A 16,778-nucleotide genomic window follows, 5' to 3' on the forward strand; every position below is an offset into this window, starting at 1 on the left:
TTGTTTCACTCAACTCTTAAAAATTATTCCGTTACTACCGGATTTCCCTTATTGATCCACTCGCTCATTCCTCCACTGTAGTTCTTAACGTTCTTATATCCATTACGCGCGAGTATAGAGTAGCCAATGGATGAACGATCACCTGCCTGGCAGAAAATCACAACTTGTTGATCTTTCTTAACTTTATCCAGGTTTTTTTCCAACGTACCAACAAACACATGGTCAGCACCCTTAATGTGGCCCGATTTATATTCGGCTTCGCCTCGCAAATCAACATACTGTGTATGGTTGGATTGCATGATCTGTTTCAGTTCAGGCTCGGAAATAATATTTGCTTTTTCAAGTTTGTTACCCAGTTCTCCCCAAACCTTTACGCTCTCCACATAGCCGTAAATATTATCCAGGCCTATGCGCATCAATTTGCGGGTAAGATCTTCCAGTTTGCTCTCCTCAGCGATTAAAATAAACGGCTCATCGTAGTTCAAAATCCATCCACACCAAGTAGCAAAAGAATTATTTCCCTGGATGTTGTACGTGCCGGGAATAAAGCCTTCGGCAAATTCAGTCTTTAAGCGTGTGTCAATAACTTTAACACCGCTATCGAAAGACGTTTTAAATTCAGCAGCACTTAGTTTTTTGAGTTTAGGAACTTCCGTAAGCAATGGGCGATCAACTTTGTTAAGCTTTTTCATCATCGCAAAATACTTTGGCGGCTCAGGCTGATCTTCCAGCAAATATTTTACGAAACCATTTTCATCTTTTTGATATTGGAACGCCCAGTTGCGTATTTTTTCATAACCCACTGTTGAACTGGGAACTGCCCCTAACGCCTTACCGCATGCTGATCCGGCCCCATGGCCTGGCCATACCTGAATGTAATCGGGTAAAGCGTTAAACCGTTGAACCGATTTATACATTTCCTTTGCACCGGCTTCTTTCGTTCCGGTTACACCGGCTGCTTTTTCCAGCAAATCGGGTCTTCCAACGTCCCCTACAAACACAAAATCGCCCGTAAACAACATTACCGGTTCAGGGCTGGCGGGTGTATCTGTCAGTAAAAAGCTTATACTTTCAGGCGTATGTCCGGGGGTGTGCAATACATCGAACTTTAAATTGCCCACCATAAACGAGTCGCCATCTTTCAAACCATTATGCGGAAATTCATATAACCAGCCTTCACCTCCTTCATCGGATAGATAAAGTTGTGCACCGGTCAACGCAGCAAGCTCACGCGATCCGGAAAGGAAATCGGCATGGATATGCGTTTCTGCAATGTGGGTGATCTTCATTTTATTTTGTGCGGCAATTTCCAGGTAGGTGTCCACATCGCGCTTGGGGTCAATCACCATGGCGACACCGGCTTTTTGGCAACCAATAAAATAACTGGCTTGTGCCAGGCTTTTGTCGTAAACGTGTTGAAAATACATATCGCTTTAAAGTTGTAGTTACAAAATCGGCAAAACTCATCTAATACAAAGGTAATCAATCCCGCGTAACGGGATTTTTGAATGACTTATTTCACTACGCTTTCGGCAGTGAAGTGGTTGATAATTTGTTCCAATTGATTGGCATTAAGCACGCCCGATTGCCTCCACAATACTTCGCCATTCCTGAACAGCATAAGGGTTGGCACGCCTTGTATCCGGTACGTGCCTGCAATCAGAGGGTTTTTATCCACATCAATCTTAATGATGGTTGCTTTATCCGAAACACGGGAAGACAACTCCTGTAAAATAGGCTGCATCATTTGGCAAGGCCCGCACCAGGTGGCGAAAAAATCGACCAAAACCGGTTTTTCACTTCGGATAAGCTCGCTGAAGGTTTTCTTCTGCTCCATAAAATAGTTTCAATCTGCTACAAAACTACACCAGAAATAAAATAGTTTCTGTGATTTTGGTTACACTGCTGAAAGGATTAAACCTTCACGCCTGCAAAATATATTATAGCGGCTTTTCCCTGATGAAAAGGGCCATCATTTAACACCCTCATTTCCAACGTGTTTTTAGTTACCTGTAAGCCTTGAAAATCGTCCACCAATAATTCGTTGGAATATAGCATTGCCTCGTTTTTAGGACCACCGGAGGAAAAGTGTAACTGTTCTTTCGAAAAACCTTCCAGTATTAAAGTGCCGCCCTGTTTCAACGCAGACACGCATTGCGCATGAAAAGCCGCTCGGATTCCCGGCATGAGGTGCACATAAATTAAACCAATAACATCGTAAGTATTTTTTGGCAAACTACAGAACTCAATTTCCTGAACGGTATAGTTAATTGCTACTCCATTTTTGGATGCTCGTTCAAGCGCGCGAAGTGCAGCGACTGAACTATAGTCAAAGGCATCCACTTGCCAACCTGCTTGTGCAGCAAAGATTGCATTTCGTCCTTCACCTTCTGCTGGAAGCAGTAATCGCCCGGGCGTTAATTGTTGTATACGTCCCTTAAAAAATTGACTGGGCTGATCACCATAAACGGTGTCGTGCTCAGTGTAGCGATTATTCCAAAATTCTTTTGTCACTCTAACCTTGCCTTTAAGGTTTTATCAAACTCACGTTTATACGAGTAGAAAAAATTTATGTAAATGGCACGCGACAGCCGCAAGGTTACCGGTAAAAGTAAGACAGCCAATGCCATTGTGGTAATAATATAGACTTCGGTTGATGGGTTAAACAACACCCTTAACGCTACGTATACCGTAGTGAATAAGGCTACCTGCAAGGCATAGCTAACATACATAGCTCCGGTATAAAACGATGGCTCCGGGGTTGTAGTGTAATCTGCAAGAAGGGCATTGCTCCGGCATTTTCGAAAAATGTTTGCTGTAAGCCGGTTCCGAAAATAATTTTCCGTTGTGACAACGCGGACATCGGTGATGGAGTATGCTGTAAAGCTTCGTTCCTTTAGCGACAATCATAAATTAAAAGAAAAAATAACGCACAAACCCAATAATACCTAACCCGAGCAGTACCAGGCCGGGAATCATACGAAGTAACCGGTTGTCCCGGAAAGATGAAGCAATGCGGTGCGCCAAAAAGATGAGTAAAGAAAGCAGAGCAAATGCCCCTACCGATGTACCCAACACATAACTGTGCAACCGCCAACCTGTACTAATATCAATCCAACCCTGGTACTTTAGATAAGCCGTAAGCGCAATCCAAAAGGGAATGGCTTGCGGGTTAAGAATACTTAAAATTATTCCTCGTCTAAATCCACTCTCTTGTAGTTTAACTGAAATGGCTGTTGGCTTTCGTACACTCCATAGGCTGGCAATACCAATGACGGTCATGATAATGGCTCCCCATAACTGAAAATTTTGCATAACCACCGGTGAAGAAGTGATGAGTTGTTCAAACTCAACGGCAATCCACGCATAAGGATATTCAACAATGGCCACTGCCAAGGCAAATCGCAGGGCAGCTTTTATCCGGTGCTCAAGGCCCATTTGAAGCACAAGCAAATTAAGTGTGCCGGGCGGTATGGATCCCAGGAAACTAAACACTGCACCAACTATGAAAACCTGTACGATCAAAATGAAAAAGCTCTACTAATTAACGGAATTCATAACCAAAACCCATAAGCTGGGTAAGCAACGTATTTGGCGCATCAGTTGCCGTAGCGCGGCCTTCAAGTTTAGGTGAAATGGGCGAATGCTTTGCTAAATATTCTTCTATAACGGTATGCATGGTAATGCCCAGTTTTTTCGGTTCAGCCACGTCATCTACGCGGCAAATGGTTGTATCCGGATCACCCTCCCGTTCACAGGCAACAAACGTATAGCTTGTGTTCATATCCAAAGCTTTTCCTTTAACCTTGATCCAGTTTATGCGCTTGCCTTGTTCATTGCCAATGGTAAAATTCACTTCCATTCCTTTAAAACGGACCACCCATCCGCCAAAACGTTTGGCCGGGTCTTTCGCAAAAGCGTTGTGCAATTCTTTCTCCATCCAGTCCCACAATTGTTTGCCGGTAATGGTACCAAGTTTTGCTTCACTGTCTACCGGCAACATGCTCCATAAATAGTCTTCTGTGATTTCCGCTACCCCGGTTTTGGGGTCGGGTACTAATGGCGGACAAAACCGAAAACCATTACTCAATGCAATATCCGGTTTAAACTTCCACATTATAGCATCGGTAATAAAATTGTCCATAGGTGTTTCGATAACGTAGTAGCGCACCAATGGTGTTTTAGTTTTACCGATTACACGATCCAGGCGGGCACGATAAGGCTCACGCGCTTTTTCAACCAACGCCTTCATTTCTTCATCTTCCTTGTACCGGTCCGGATCAACATCTAATAATTGATAAGCCTGATCTTTAACTAGGCCATCTTCAATGGCAATATCCAAACGAGCTACAAACGATCCGAATGCACCCGGTTCGGTAACCCGCGCATACTTTCCGGTTATGGGATCACGCACACGTTCATGTGTATCGGCACCCAGGATATAATCAACACCTTTAATAGCAGGCATATCCGCCAACCCGATTTGTTGTGCCAGGCCCATATGGGTTAGCAACATCACCAAGTGACACCCCTCGTACTCTTTTAATATCGTAACATACTTCGCTATATTCTCATGAGGATGGGTGAATTGAATGCCTTCACTATAGGCAGGTGACTGGCGCTTGGGTGTGAGCGGATCATTGTACCCGATAAAACCAATCTTTATACCACCAATATGTTTCACATAGTAAGGTGGAAATATCAAATCACCGTTAAAATTATCTTTCGTATCATGAAACATGTTGGCGCACACCTTTGGGCAAGTATAAGCAAACATGTCTTTCATCATCATTTCTTTACCGTACACCACTTCCCAGTTTCCGGGAAGCATCAGGTCATATCCGATGGCATTCATTAACGGTACAATAGCCTGCCCCTCGGTTAGGGCTGCAACACCGCCCCCCTGAAAACAATCGCCACCATCAATTAAAAAAGTATTGGCCGGGTTTTCTTTGCGCAGCGAATTGATCATGGATTTCAGCGTGGCGAATCCCCCACGCTTTTTGTAAACCGGTTTACCATTCTCGATGAAAAATTCATCATGGGTAAGCAACTGCGCATGGATGTCGGCTGTATGTAAAAGTGTTACGACTGAAGTTTTACCTGCCGTAACCGATTTATTGCCAAAAATTTCGTTTTGCTTTGCATCACCATCACCGTTATTCAGTGCAGATGCCGCCAAAGGAGAAATTAGTCCACCGCCAACACCAAGGGCTAAACCCAAACCGCTTGCTTTCTTAAGAAACTCACGCCTGCTGGCATCAGAAATTTGTACGTGTAGCTTTTTCTCCTTTTCAGATACAGCCTCCGCTTGACAAGAATAGCACGTACAATCGCTCCAATGATCCATGGCGAATTTTTAATGAGTTAATGATGGAAATAAAATCAGCGTTCAACAGGTTTACGAGCGGCTGCCCATGCGTTGAAACCACCTTGCAAATCGTAAACTTCTTTAAAACCAAGTTGCGAAAGTATGCTTGCAGCTTTACCGCTGCGTACCCCTGCCGCACAATAAACGAAAACGGGCTTGGACTTATCCAACTGGTTAACCTGGTTTTTAAAATCGGTGCTGTAGTAATCGATAGTGGTGGCGTTGACAAGGTGCCCTCCGTTGAACTCTTCAGCCGTACGTACATCCAGGATGATTTTATCGCCCGTAGCCTGAAGTTTCTTCTCAAAACTTTCTACCGCAAGTTTTTGCACCCCGGTTTGACCCTGGCAGCTTACGGTTAGGGCGATGATCGGGAATAAAATGAGTATCCTTAAAATTTTCATGATATTGTTTTTAAAATCCAAGTTTTACATAAATCCAGTTATCCTGTTGTTTCTTAACAATATCCACCAGGGCATAAGGTACTGTTTTGGCATAGGGCACCAAATCACTTTTAGTCAAGTTTCTTTGTTTCATGGTAAACTCACATCCAATAAAGGATACATTACTTAACTTCATTTTCTCAAGCTTGTTTATATACGTTGACTTTGTGTTCAACATGAAGTCCATTCCCGGGCCGTGGCAAACCACGGCAATCTCAACGTCAGGTATTTCTTTTTTCATGTTGCTAACCTGGTTAACGATTGATCGGTATACCAGCGTATCGTTGGTTTGCAGGTGCATGACCACGCGCGGTGGCTGCTGGGCAAAAACAGCGATGGGAATTACAATGAATAAAAATACCACGAATGGCTTCATAACATTCAGGAAATAGAAGGTGTAAAATTCGTCAAATTATTGTTTCGATAATGTAACGAAAGTTACAGTTGAATTTGCATTTATCCTTGCTTATCCTGCTGTAGGATATTACGCTTAAAAATAGTAATCCAGCACAAAGCTCACGTGGTGCGTATCCACCTTATTGTGATAATAAGAAGGTATTTGTTCAAGGCCGCTAACCATGTTGCCTTTGTACAGGTAAAGTACATCGGCCTGGAGGCCCTGTAAAAAGCCACTGAATTTGTACCGCATGCGCATGTTCATTTGGTAAAAAGATGGCAGGGTATATTTATTCAAGCGTGCATCGGCCACCGAGGGCAGTACAAACAAACCGGCCGAGGTTTGCAGCGACAGGTGCTTTTGTTTGTCGAGCAGGCGGTTGTTCTGCACCATCATGGCATGTACATCGCCCATCCCTTCCATACGCTCGCGTTGCATAAACGTGTAAAAGGATTCAACGCCCCACTCGCGCGGAAACAAGAACCGCCCATGGGCGGTAATTCGTGTATAGTTAATATTCCATTCTTCACTTGTTCTGTTATTAATTGCACTGGCGCGAAGGCTAAAGCTATGCGATTGCTCATCCGCACCGATGTATTGTTTTTCAATGGAAAGCGTATCGGCATACAATGATTTTTGCCAGGCATACTGAAGGCCGGCCATCCACGTTACGGATGGTTTCTTTTTTCTGAATTCAACTTTTTGCAAAGCCATGTTGAACAGGTTATTGGCATGATAATTCCACAATTGGTAGTTCAATCCTTTTACCGGAAGTAGCTCTGCCTGACCGATAAAAACATGTTTAGTGCTGATATTGCCTGCATAAGCAGCCTTGTTGCCATTTACAGCTCTTCCCATAGGATACACCCCCACCGAATTTCCCATACCATACCAGTGTATGGTACCGCGTGGTGATGTTTGCCACAGCAACCCTGTTTTAAACCTTACTTTTTTCCATTCATTCAACTCAGCCCAGGCCCCCTCCTGCAGGTTGGGCCGCATGCGGCCATCTTGCAAATTGATCATGGGGGTTTTTAAATGAAACTTACCTACCTGCAGGTATGATTTATTTTCCTGCGAGATATAATACCGTATGTAAAGATCTTCAAGCCTGTCCAGGTCTTCGTGATTATCGGGATTAGTAACATCAAAAAGTCCGATTTCATAGCGATTAAGGTAGGGAGGCTGCGGGCCCAAGTGTGAGGATGCAAGGTTATAGATAATAAACCCCGACATACCCACCTGAAAATTTTTGATAATTGGTGAATAATATCCCAGGCCACCGCCAATGCCCTGTGCGTAATAGTCAGGATAATCGCGATGATTAACGGTGCCCATAAAAAAACTTCGCACATGCCCTTCAAACGTGCCTAGTTTATGCAACACATTGCACAAACTGTCATTTTCAATGCATTGTTGATTGATGATTGCCCTTCGGGCAGACCAACTGGGATCTTGGTGTTGTGCTTTTCCGGCAATGAAATTCACGATGAATAATAGAGGTAAAATCCAGCGCATTAGTTCACTTATTTGGAAGCAACAGCTTTGTTCAACATTTTTCGCTTCTCAACAATGGGCTTGAATGGCCCGTACTTATGTTGTTCTTCAGGAAAGTCATCATGAAAAGGCCCGAACGGGTGATCGATTGGTTTTTTAGAAATATCGGGCCAGTCGTTGCTAAGGTCCTTAACCGGATGATGCAGGGAGTTCACATACGCGGCAACATCCCAGGCCTCCTCATCGGTAAGTTGCGGTTCATTGTAGGTAGCACCTAACGGCATGTTTGCTTTTACATACCCGGCAAAGCGTGAAATGCGGTATAAGCCAGCACCCAGGTTATAACTCTTTGCGCCCCACAATGGCGGATAGGTCCAGGCTGTTCCTTCCCGGTTGAGAATTCCTTCACCGGTTGCCCCATGACACACCACACATTTCTGTTCATATACTACTTTGCCATTTTCAGGGCTGGCGGCACGGTCCAGGTAAATAAGTTCAACAAGTCCTGAACCTTTAGGGCTCTCCCCTTTCGGAACATTTTTACCCAGCCAGTTGATGTAAGCAACAATAGCTTTCATCTCCTTACTGTCATTGTCCAGTGCAGAACCGTTCAGGCTACGTTCAAAGCAATCGTTCACACGCTTCTCGATGGTCTCCTCCGTACCGGAACGCGGACGGTACTTGGGATAGGTTGAAGCCACGGCACTATAATTATTCCCGAAGGGCTTAGTGCCCGCATCAAGGTGGCAGTTCTGGCAATTCATGCCGTTGCTCATGGCCGCTACTTTTCCATTGGGTCCCAAATATTCGGCCGTGTGTGCAATTAGCTCCTTACCGTAACGGATAAGGTCACCCGCTTCATCGCCCGGAATCGTTGACTCGTCAGGGGCACGCCACAAATCCGGAATGGTTGAACCGTTGGTTGTTGTCAACTTCGGCTTAATGGCTTCACGATCGGTTGAAAACCATGCTGTAACCTCCGGGGCAAAAAATAATGAACCCACCATGGCCACAACCAGCATCACCATCACCAAGATCAACGTAACCAGTGTTGCGGTTAGCTTGACAAGGGTAGCGTCTGATGAACTGTTAGGCTTGCTCATGGCCGTTACTTTGCTTCAACTTGTTGGGCTAAAATCTTAATGCGGAAGTTTATCGCGCAGTAATCCGTAAAACCATGTTCCGGCAATAGCGCTTAACAACGTTACCAACACCACTAAAAAACCACTGCCTATTTGTGCGAACAATGGTCCCGGACAAGCACCGGTTATCGCCCAGCCTAACCCAAACATGGAGGCGCCAATAACATTGCCCCAATGAAAATCCTTTTTATGGAACACCACTTCTTCACCTTGCATCGTTCTGATTTTGAATTTCTTTATCAACCATACGGAGATCATCCCCACCACCACGGCTGTTCCGATAACACCATACATATGAAAGGAATGAAGCCGGAACATTTCCTGGATGCGATACCAGGAAATTATTTCTGCTTTCACAAAAACAATCCCGAAAAGAACGCCTACTACCATGTACTTAAGATTGGACGCAATGGGTGTTTCACGCGTAAGCTGATCGTTAGGTGCTTCGCACTCTATCGGGTGCTCAAGCACCAGCGGATTGGTTACAAATTCTTCTGTTGTATTCTGCATAATTTTTTCTTTCAACGTTTAAAATAATTTCATCAGCCAGGGAAAAATAAGGTGAACCATGGCAAAGCCACCGGCCATAAAGCAACACGTAGCCACCAACGAAGGCCATTGTAAAGTTGACAATCCCATGATGGAATGACCGGATGTACAGCCACCGGCATAACGTGTTCCGAAGCCCACTAAAAATCCGCCCAGCACAAAAAACACCATCCCCTTTAGGCTAAACAGGTTCTCAAAACTGAAAATGAAAGCCGGCATCAGCTCATTATCCACCGCTACATTCAATGCTTCAAGATCATTAACCGTTTTTACCGAAACCTGAATTGGGTCGGGATTACTGAGCAATTGTGTAGCCACCAATCCACCCAACAGCACACCACCCACAAAAAATAAATTCCATATTTCCCTGCGCCAGTTGTACTTAAAGAAAGAGATATTGGCGGGCAAACAAGCCGCACAAATGTGCCGCAACGAAGAGGATATACCGAAATGTTTATTACCCAATAACAACAATGCCGGTACAGTAAGACCAATAAGGGCTCCGGCAACATACCAGGGCCACGGTTGACGAATAAATTCTAGCATAGGAACAGTATAGTTTTTACCAAGTTAAATACAAAAATAGGTGAGCCATTACGGGGCTTCCGTAACTTTTGTAACAGTACTTTAAATAGTTTAGAAAAAGAGCTCTTTGCCCAGGATGTAAACCCCCATAACCAACACAAACCAACCAAAAGCGGGCTTCAATTTTTCGTTGGAAATAAACCGTGTCAGGTAACTCCCCAGAAGAATGCCCGCCACGGCAAAGGCTGAAAATACGAGCATAAATGTATAGTCTATCTCCAACGCACCGCCCAAATCCCCGGTAAAGCCGATCAATGATTTTAGAGCAATAATCATTAGTGAAGTTCCCACGGCTTGTTTCATGGGCAAACCGGCCAATAAAACAAGCGCAGGAATAATCAAAAAGCCTCCTCCTGCACCAACCAACCCGGTTATTCCGCCAACAATCAATCCTTCAGCAAAAATTAACGGGAAATTAAATTTCTTCTCCTTTGCACCCTCCGTTCCATTATTTTTTTGCTTTCTGATCATGGAAACTGATGCCAGCAACATGAGGATAGCAAACAGCACCATTACAAAAACCCCTTTACCTAAGGCAAAGTCGCCCAGGGTAAAAACAGGATCAGGAATAGCGGGCACGGCAAGCTTTCTTACCGCATAAACTCCCACAATGGACGGGATACCAAAAAACAATGCGGTTTTAAGATCAACGTTACCCTTTTTAAAATGACTGACTGATCCGACCGCACTGGTTAAACCAACCACAAAAAGTGAATACGCAGTTGACAGTACGGGGTCAACATCAAACAAATACACAAGGATTGGCACCGTTAGAATGGAGCCACCGCCACCAATTAAACCTAACGTAAGACCCATAATAATTGAAGCTGCGTAACCCAGAATTTCCATTCGTTGGTAAATTTTAATTTTCGGCAAAGGTAGATTTATACCCAGCCCAGGTCGGTAACAAAAGTCACGTTAATTATCCTTTCCAGAACCTTGGTATTTGTTGATCGAAAATGAAAATACCGAACCTCTGCCCTCCTCACTTTCCACCCACAGCTTGCCACTATTTTTCTCTACAAAATCTTTACACAAGATTAATCCCAGACCTGTTCCCTTTTCATTGGCTGTACCGGGTGTTGAATGTTTGGCATCCAACCGGAATAATTTTTCCAACACATTTTTGTTCATGCCCACACCTGTATCCGCAACCGATACGATAACTTCATTTCCCCTTTGTTCGGCCGCGAGTTTTATGGCCCCATGCGAAGGTGTAAACTTGATGGCATTTGAAACGAGGTTACGGACTACAGTATTGATAGACTGCTGATTGGCCAGAACCTGGATTGGGACGCCTCGCTCATAGAGAATAGCAATTTCCTTCACAGCCGCCTGTGCCTGCAAAAGTTCTTTGTTTTGTTGAAGCACTTCAGTTATATCAAATACTGCCGGTTTAAAGTCAATGTTCCCGGTTTGCGATCGGGCCCACTCCAGTAAATTATTCAGGAGTGTAAAAAGATTCTTTAATGACTTGTCCAGATCCTTCGCCACCGTTTGGATATCCTCCTTGCTCAGTGCCTCAAAATGATTGATCAACAAATTCGAAAAAGAAGTAAGCGAGTTTAAGGGTCCCTTAATATCATGGCCGATAATGGAAAAGAATTTATCCTTTGTGGCGTTTAGTTGCTGAAGCTGCACATTCTGCCGTTCAATCGTTTCGTTGATTTGCTTCAACTGCTGATTTGACCTGCGCTTGAGCAAGTACAGGTACAGCGTTAGCATAATTATTACAACACCCAATCCAATAAGCAAGAAAAGGTATTGCTGCACACGCTTTTGTTCGGCCAACTCCCGCTCACGATCGCGTTTTGCCAACTCCAGTTTCTCAATCTCTTGTTCTTTTTTTACCAGGGCGTAAAGGCTTTGCGCCTCCAACAGTTTCTGGTCGCTTTCTTCTTTTGCCATAAATTCATTCATGGCCAAAAAAAGTTCACGATAGGTTAAGGCCCGTTTGAAATCACCCAATGCTTTACACGTCAGGCTTAGGTAATCATAGCTGGTTCGCAGCGCTGCTTTTGTTTGGGCAGACTGTGCCGCCTGCAAGGCCAGCTCAAAATTGGGTAAAGCCTGCTTGTAATTTTTCTGGCGGTAGTAGTACAAACCTATGTTGTTGTAAGCTTCGGCTATCCCTTTTTTAACATCAATGGATTGAAAAACTTCCAGAGCGGCTTTGTAGTTGGCGTAGGCTCGTTCCGCATTGTTCATGCGTTCATAAACACTGCCTATTTCATTCAACAACATCCCCTCGGCCATCCGCATGCGGTGCTTACGCCTCACCGAGAGGGCCTGTTTATAATAATCAATGGCATTTGAATAATCTTTTTGCAAAGCATAGAGTTGCGCTGTGTTGGACAATGCCTCGGCTTCCAGGTCGGGTTGTTGCAACCGATCTTTTAGTTGCAAAGCTTCTTCAAAACTTTCAAATGCCTCATCATGCTGGCCTGCAGCAGCATAAGCCTTACCCAAGGCATTTAATACCAGTGCAAGATTGTCAGGATCTTTTATAGTGAGGCTTACATCGCGTGCGCGTTCTAAAAATTGCAGGCTCTTTTCAATGTTAGAGGTTTCATTAAAAACATGGGCAAGGGCGAGATAAGCATAAACCTGGCCGTTAGCAATGGCAGCGGAGTCGGCCAATGTCAGTGCCTTTAAAAAGAGATCCATCGCTTCCTCATATTTATAGGCCTGCATGGCTTGCAACATGCCCATTTCCAGTTGGATAAAAATGCGGGCTGAATCATCCTGGATTTCTTTAGCCTCCAGCAGTTCATCTTGTTTCGCTTTCAGGTGCTTTTCAAGAGGCACATCATCGGCAGGCAACAAAAGGTTACGGTACCAGGCCGTTAAAGGAATTGTTTCTTGTGCCTGCACAGCGCTCACCGGTATTAGCCCAATGCCCAGCATTACCAAAAACAACCGTGGAAAAAAAATCATAACCCTGGGATATCCATTAAAGAGGGAAAGTTACAAAAGTGAAACGATTGCGGTTTCACGCACTTTTAACAGGGCAGCAAACTTTACGTTTAATGCAGGTAAGAAGCGATAAATAAAAAAGCCCGATGAAAATTCACCGGGCTTTTGTGATCCCGCTGGGATTCGAACCCAGGACCCTTACATTAAAAGTGTAATGCTCTACCAACTGAGCTACGAGATCAATTTATTACACCAATTTTCTAACTATCTTCTGTCGTTTCTTAGCCGTTTTAAGTCCTGACCGAAAGCGTCAGGGCACTACCAACTGAGCTACGAGATCCTAAAAATTAACTTCTTGCCTTATTTGGAGGCATTTCCGTTATTGAGGGCACAAAGGTAACACAAGGTAGCAACTATGCAAAACAGGCTTTTAAAATTTGTCTTTTGTATGGGTGCGCTTTTTATTTCCAGCGCGCTTCTTACAGCACACGGGCAATCGTTATCCTATCACCTCGGCAAAGCCGATTCATTATTTGCCCAAAAACGTTATACGCAATCGATCGACCTCTATCGATCCATCCACAATCAAAAACAATACACACCAGCCATGTTCCTGAAAATGGCCTACATTGAAGAGGGCCTCGACAGGCTGGCACCGGCCCTGTATTATCTCAACTTGTATTACGTGTCATCGCACGATGACCGCGTTGTTCCAAAAATCAAAGAACTGGCCGATAAAAACCTGCTGGAAGGCTTTGAGTTTTCAGATCGCGAACGGGCTTTGCTGCTTTATGGTAAGTACCACCTAAACCTGTCGGTAGCGCTGGCAGCTCTTGCCCTTTTTCTGATGAGCCTTGTGGTTGCCCTTCGTTACCGAAAAAAAAAGTTGCTTGGGGCATGGATCTTTTTGTTGATCGTGCTCACGCTGCTTTTACTGCATACCAACCTCCCTGTTCAGTCCAATTACGCAATTGTTTCTACGCCAAATACCTACCTGATGAGTGGTCCTTCGGCTGGGGCATCGGTTGTTCAAATTATCAATGAAGGGCACCGCGTTAGCATAACCGGCCATAAGGATGTGTGGGTAAAAATCAGGTGGCGCGATAAAGATGCTTATATAAAAGCCGACAACCTGCTTGTGGTATCACTTTAATACTTAACAGAAACAGAACCTCTGTACTGGCGATGGGTGTACGTTAAATGATAGTAATATACTCCCGAGGCAGCATCTTTCGGAAACCACCTGAAATCACGGTTTGAGCTTTCATAAACCTGTGTTCCCCAACGGTCGTAAATGCGGACGTTTACAAAACTACCCATGCAGTTATCCTTTGGAAGGATGCTGACATACTCGCCATTTTCAAACTTCACCATCGCGAAAAATTCATTCTTACCGTTGCCATCAGGGGTTACCAGGTTTGGCGGAAGGAATTCTTCATAACTTGCCTCCTCATCTTTGATGATGATATTTACTTCAACACTTTGTTGCCCACCGTTGAAACAACGACCGTCATTCACAGAAAAGGTAAACGTGTAGTCATTTTCAAACACTCCGTTTTGGAAGATGGTACAATCGGGGATCCACGAAAAAACAGACTCGACCAATCCTGTTCCTTCAACGCTTGAAAATGAGTAGCCCGAAGGTGTTACGCTACCGGTAGCATCTGAAAGTTCTAAACGGATAACATCTTGCGGGTTCACATCGGCATCAACACCGGTTACTTTTAGTTGTATCTCCTGCCCCCTAAATACGGATACCGCTCCGCTTACTAAAGGCACATCGGCATTTATGCTGGCAATGGCAATGGCAGGGGGCAGGTTATCGGGTGGTTCAACCGTTACGACTACCGTTAATGTATCGGCTTTGTAAAACCGGCATTTGTTGGCATTATCAACCACCATAAACATCAGCTCATAAACCGACTTTACCGCCAGGTCAATCTTATCGCAATTCAGGTACCAAGAAAATGGAGATGACACCGTTCCGTTTCCCTGGTCGCCAGGGAAGACCATTCCATATTCCGCAACATTAAAATCAAACCCAAGGGCTTCCAATGTAATAAAGTCATTATCGGCATCGGCACCCGAGACCGTAAACTCAAGTGTTTCGTAAATCTTTTTAGTTACCTCAATATGCTTCTCTTGCAATTGCTGAAGGTTGGAACTGATAACCGGATCGGCATTGCCCGGCAATTTGATGGTAAGGTTAAAGGTGAGCGTATCCGGGCTGGCGATCAAACACTTGTCACGGTCGTCAACAATAACCTGTATTTTAAACTGTGTTTTTTGGGTGAAGTCATACACATCGCAACGCGAGTCCCACGTGAACAAACCGGTTAACTGACCGGGTTGGGTTGGGTTAAGATTCAATGTCATGCCAACATTGGCAAATAGAAACCCATCCACCAGCACAAACACATCTAGTTGATCTAGGTCAGCATCCTCTGCCTGAATGGGAATACTGAGCAATGGATCGCCTTCATTAATCAAAATGGTTTGATTAACTGTGATAAACTGAGGCGGGCTGTTGGGTGGGGGCTGAACAAAAACATTAACGACCAGTGTGTCTGACAAGGGTAAACTACAGGCATCATCGAAAGCGATTATGCCAATTTGAAAATTACCACCGGGCACTAACGGGCATTCCGGGAAACAAATCGTGAAATCAGCCACACTGCCATTAATTAAAGTAGCTGTACTCACCGAAGGCAACAACTCATTCAGGTAGCGGGTGGAGTTTTTAAAATTGAGCGGTAATACCCGTATATAAACTTTTTCCTGGAAACTATCTTCGGCCTTTTCCGAATCTTTATCGGAAACCCTAACCTCCACGCAACGATCGGCATCCGAAACAGTGTTGGCAAACGTAACCGACAACGGCTGTTTATGCTGGCTGAAAGAAGCCGAGCCCTTTTTACGGCCAACAATTTGCGGAGGTTCCGCCACCGGGCAGGCATCCACTACAAGCATCTGGAAGTCGCGCCTTACTTCACCGATTTTTACACCATCCCTGAACTCCTCACACTTTACAGCAAAAACATAAAGCGCAATACCAGTTTGAGGGGGTGTTACGGTAAGAAACCCATCATCACTTATTTTCAAATCGGGTGATCCACCGGTTATCCGATTAAGGCTGTAGCCGGGTCGCCAGAGCACATCCGGGTAAGGGCCTGGCCGGGGTAATCCACCCGGTGGAAGGGCATCGGGGGTTAACGTGTTTAACGGAGTAACTAAAGAGTACACCAATGAATCGCCATCATCATCAGTACCGGCAAAATCAACATAGTATTTTTTCTGCGGACAGGCGTAATCATTTAATGGAGGAAAAAGCCTTGGTGAAGAATTGATGAAAGGCTCACCGTTTTTAACCACGGGAGGAAACTCAAGGTAAAAAGTTTGCCCCGCGTTACGGTTGCTGAATGCCGGGTTCTCGCTGTAAATGTTGGCAATCTGGTAATTCCTGCAGCAACGCTCCCACGATATGTAGTAGCCTTGCGGATCATTGAACACACTGGGCAATAAAGTAACCGTGCTGCTGTAAACAATTTTTGAGGTAACTATCTCGCCTTTTGAGCATTCGGGTTGAGTATAGTTAACATTACTGATGGCCGATTGAAATAACCTTATGCCGTTGAACATAATGGCATTGTCGCGCTTTCTGAAAATCCGGACATCGGCAAAAGCATCTTTGGCTCCCTGAAGTCCATTCAACTCATCAAAATATAATATCAGGTTTAACCGATAGGTGTTTCCGGAAATGTGGATCAACTCAAACTCTCCACCCACAATGTGAGAAGCCCTTGCCGGGAGGATGGCCAGAAGAAGCAAAAAGGAAAGAATGACAACTCTCATAACAACAACACGAATCGAAAGATAAG

General features: G+C 44.5%; 16 protein-coding genes and 1 tRNA gene. 1 reads left to right on the plus strand and 16 read right to left on the minus strand.

Going from position 1 to position 16,778, the window contains the following annotated elements:
- Window positions 1–23: 23 nt before the first annotated feature.
- The 15 genes from KIT51_15735 to KIT51_15805 form a co-directional block, all read right to left on the minus strand.
- Window positions 24–1,427, minus strand: a complete 1,404-nt coding sequence (locus KIT51_15735) for an MBL fold metallo-hydrolase (GenBank protein ID UYN86296.1) — start codon at window positions 1,425–1,427, stop codon at window positions 24–26.
- Between the two features lie 86 nt (window positions 1,428–1,513).
- The gene (gene trxA, locus KIT51_15740; protein ID UYN86297.1) at window positions 1,514–1,837 is read right to left on the minus strand and encodes a thioredoxin; all 324 of its coding nucleotides are present in this window, start codon (window positions 1,835–1,837) and stop codon (window positions 1,514–1,516) included.
- A gap of 77 nt (window positions 1,838–1,914) precedes the next feature.
- Window positions 1,915–2,514 (minus strand): class I SAM-dependent methyltransferase, encoded by a 600-nt coding sequence (locus tag KIT51_15745; protein UYN86298.1) that lies wholly within the window; start codon window positions 2,512–2,514, stop codon window positions 1,915–1,917.
- On the minus strand, window positions 2,511–2,906 hold the full coding sequence (locus KIT51_15750; GenBank protein UYN86299.1) for a DUF983 domain-containing protein: 396 nt from the start codon (window positions 2,904–2,906) through the stop codon (window positions 2,511–2,513). The genes KIT51_15745 and KIT51_15750 overlap by 4 nt, the downstream gene beginning before the upstream one ends.
- Before the next feature lie 7 nt (window positions 2,907–2,913).
- The gene (locus KIT51_15755; protein ID UYN86300.1) at window positions 2,914–3,525 is read right to left on the minus strand and encodes a LysE family transporter; all 612 of its coding nucleotides are present in this window, start codon (window positions 3,523–3,525) and stop codon (window positions 2,914–2,916) included.
- 19 nt (window positions 3,526–3,544) lie between these two features.
- The gene (locus tag KIT51_15760) at window positions 3,545–5,350 is read right to left on the minus strand and encodes a 5'-nucleotidase C-terminal domain-containing protein (protein UYN86301.1); all 1,806 of its coding nucleotides are present in this window, start codon (window positions 5,348–5,350) and stop codon (window positions 3,545–3,547) included.
- 35 nt (window positions 5,351–5,385) lie between these two features.
- The gene (locus KIT51_15765) at window positions 5,386–5,775 is read right to left on the minus strand and encodes a rhodanese-like domain-containing protein (protein UYN86302.1); all 390 of its coding nucleotides are present in this window, start codon (window positions 5,773–5,775) and stop codon (window positions 5,386–5,388) included.
- Between the two features lie 10 nt (window positions 5,776–5,785).
- Window positions 5,786–6,190: a DsrE family protein gene (locus KIT51_15770; GenBank protein UYN86303.1), complete on the minus strand. Its 405-nt coding sequence runs from the start codon at window positions 6,188–6,190 to the stop codon at window positions 5,786–5,788.
- A 114-nt stretch (window positions 6,191–6,304) separates the two neighbouring features.
- A complete protein-coding gene (locus KIT51_15775) occupies window positions 6,305–7,729 on the minus strand; it encodes a hypothetical protein (protein UYN86304.1) in 1,425 nt (474 codons plus the stop codon).
- 8 nt (window positions 7,730–7,737) lie between these two features.
- On the minus strand, window positions 7,738–8,811 hold the full coding sequence (locus KIT51_15780) for a c-type cytochrome (protein ID UYN86305.1): 1,074 nt from the start codon (window positions 8,809–8,811) through the stop codon (window positions 7,738–7,740).
- Between the two features lie 36 nt (window positions 8,812–8,847).
- Window positions 8,848–9,360 carry a YeeE/YedE family protein gene (locus tag KIT51_15785; protein ID UYN88610.1) on the minus strand — a complete coding sequence of 171 codons (513 nt, stop codon included), beginning with the start codon at window positions 9,358–9,360 and terminating at the stop codon, window positions 8,848–8,850.
- 18 nt (window positions 9,361–9,378) lie between these two features.
- Window positions 9,379–9,945, minus strand: coding sequence for a YeeE/YedE family protein (locus KIT51_15790; protein UYN86306.1), 567 nt, complete (start codon window positions 9,943–9,945; stop codon window positions 9,379–9,381).
- Window positions 9,946–10,035: 90 nt separating this feature from the next.
- Window positions 10,036–10,833 carry a sulfite exporter TauE/SafE family protein gene (locus tag KIT51_15795; protein UYN86307.1) on the minus strand — a complete coding sequence of 266 codons (798 nt, stop codon included), beginning with the start codon at window positions 10,831–10,833 and terminating at the stop codon, window positions 10,036–10,038.
- 69 nt (window positions 10,834–10,902) lie between these two features.
- Window positions 10,903–12,921 carry a tetratricopeptide repeat protein gene (locus KIT51_15800; protein ID UYN86308.1) on the minus strand — a complete coding sequence of 673 codons (2,019 nt, stop codon included), beginning with the start codon at window positions 12,919–12,921 and terminating at the stop codon, window positions 10,903–10,905.
- 147 nt (window positions 12,922–13,068) lie between these two features.
- Window positions 13,069–13,141: transfer RNA gene (locus tag KIT51_15805), tRNA-Lys, on the minus strand.
- A 207-nt stretch (window positions 13,142–13,348) separates the two neighbouring features.
- Here KIT51_15805 and KIT51_15810 point away from each other — a divergent pair.
- Window positions 13,349–14,053 (plus strand): SH3 domain-containing protein, encoded by a 705-nt coding sequence (locus KIT51_15810; protein ID UYN86309.1) that lies wholly within the window; start codon window positions 13,349–13,351, stop codon window positions 14,051–14,053.
- Here KIT51_15810 and KIT51_15815 read toward each other — a convergent pair.
- Entirely contained in the window at window positions 14,050–16,752 is a 2,703-nt protein-coding gene (locus tag KIT51_15815; protein ID UYN86310.1) for a gliding motility-associated C-terminal domain-containing protein, read from the minus strand. The two genes, KIT51_15810 and KIT51_15815, sit on opposite strands and share 4 nt — an antisense overlap.
- Between the last annotated feature and the right edge of the window lie 26 nt (window positions 16,753–16,778).

The organism is Cyclobacteriaceae bacterium (assembly GCA_025808415.1).
Taxonomy (GTDB): Bacteria; Bacteroidota; Bacteroidia; order Cytophagales; family Cyclobacteriaceae; genus UBA2336.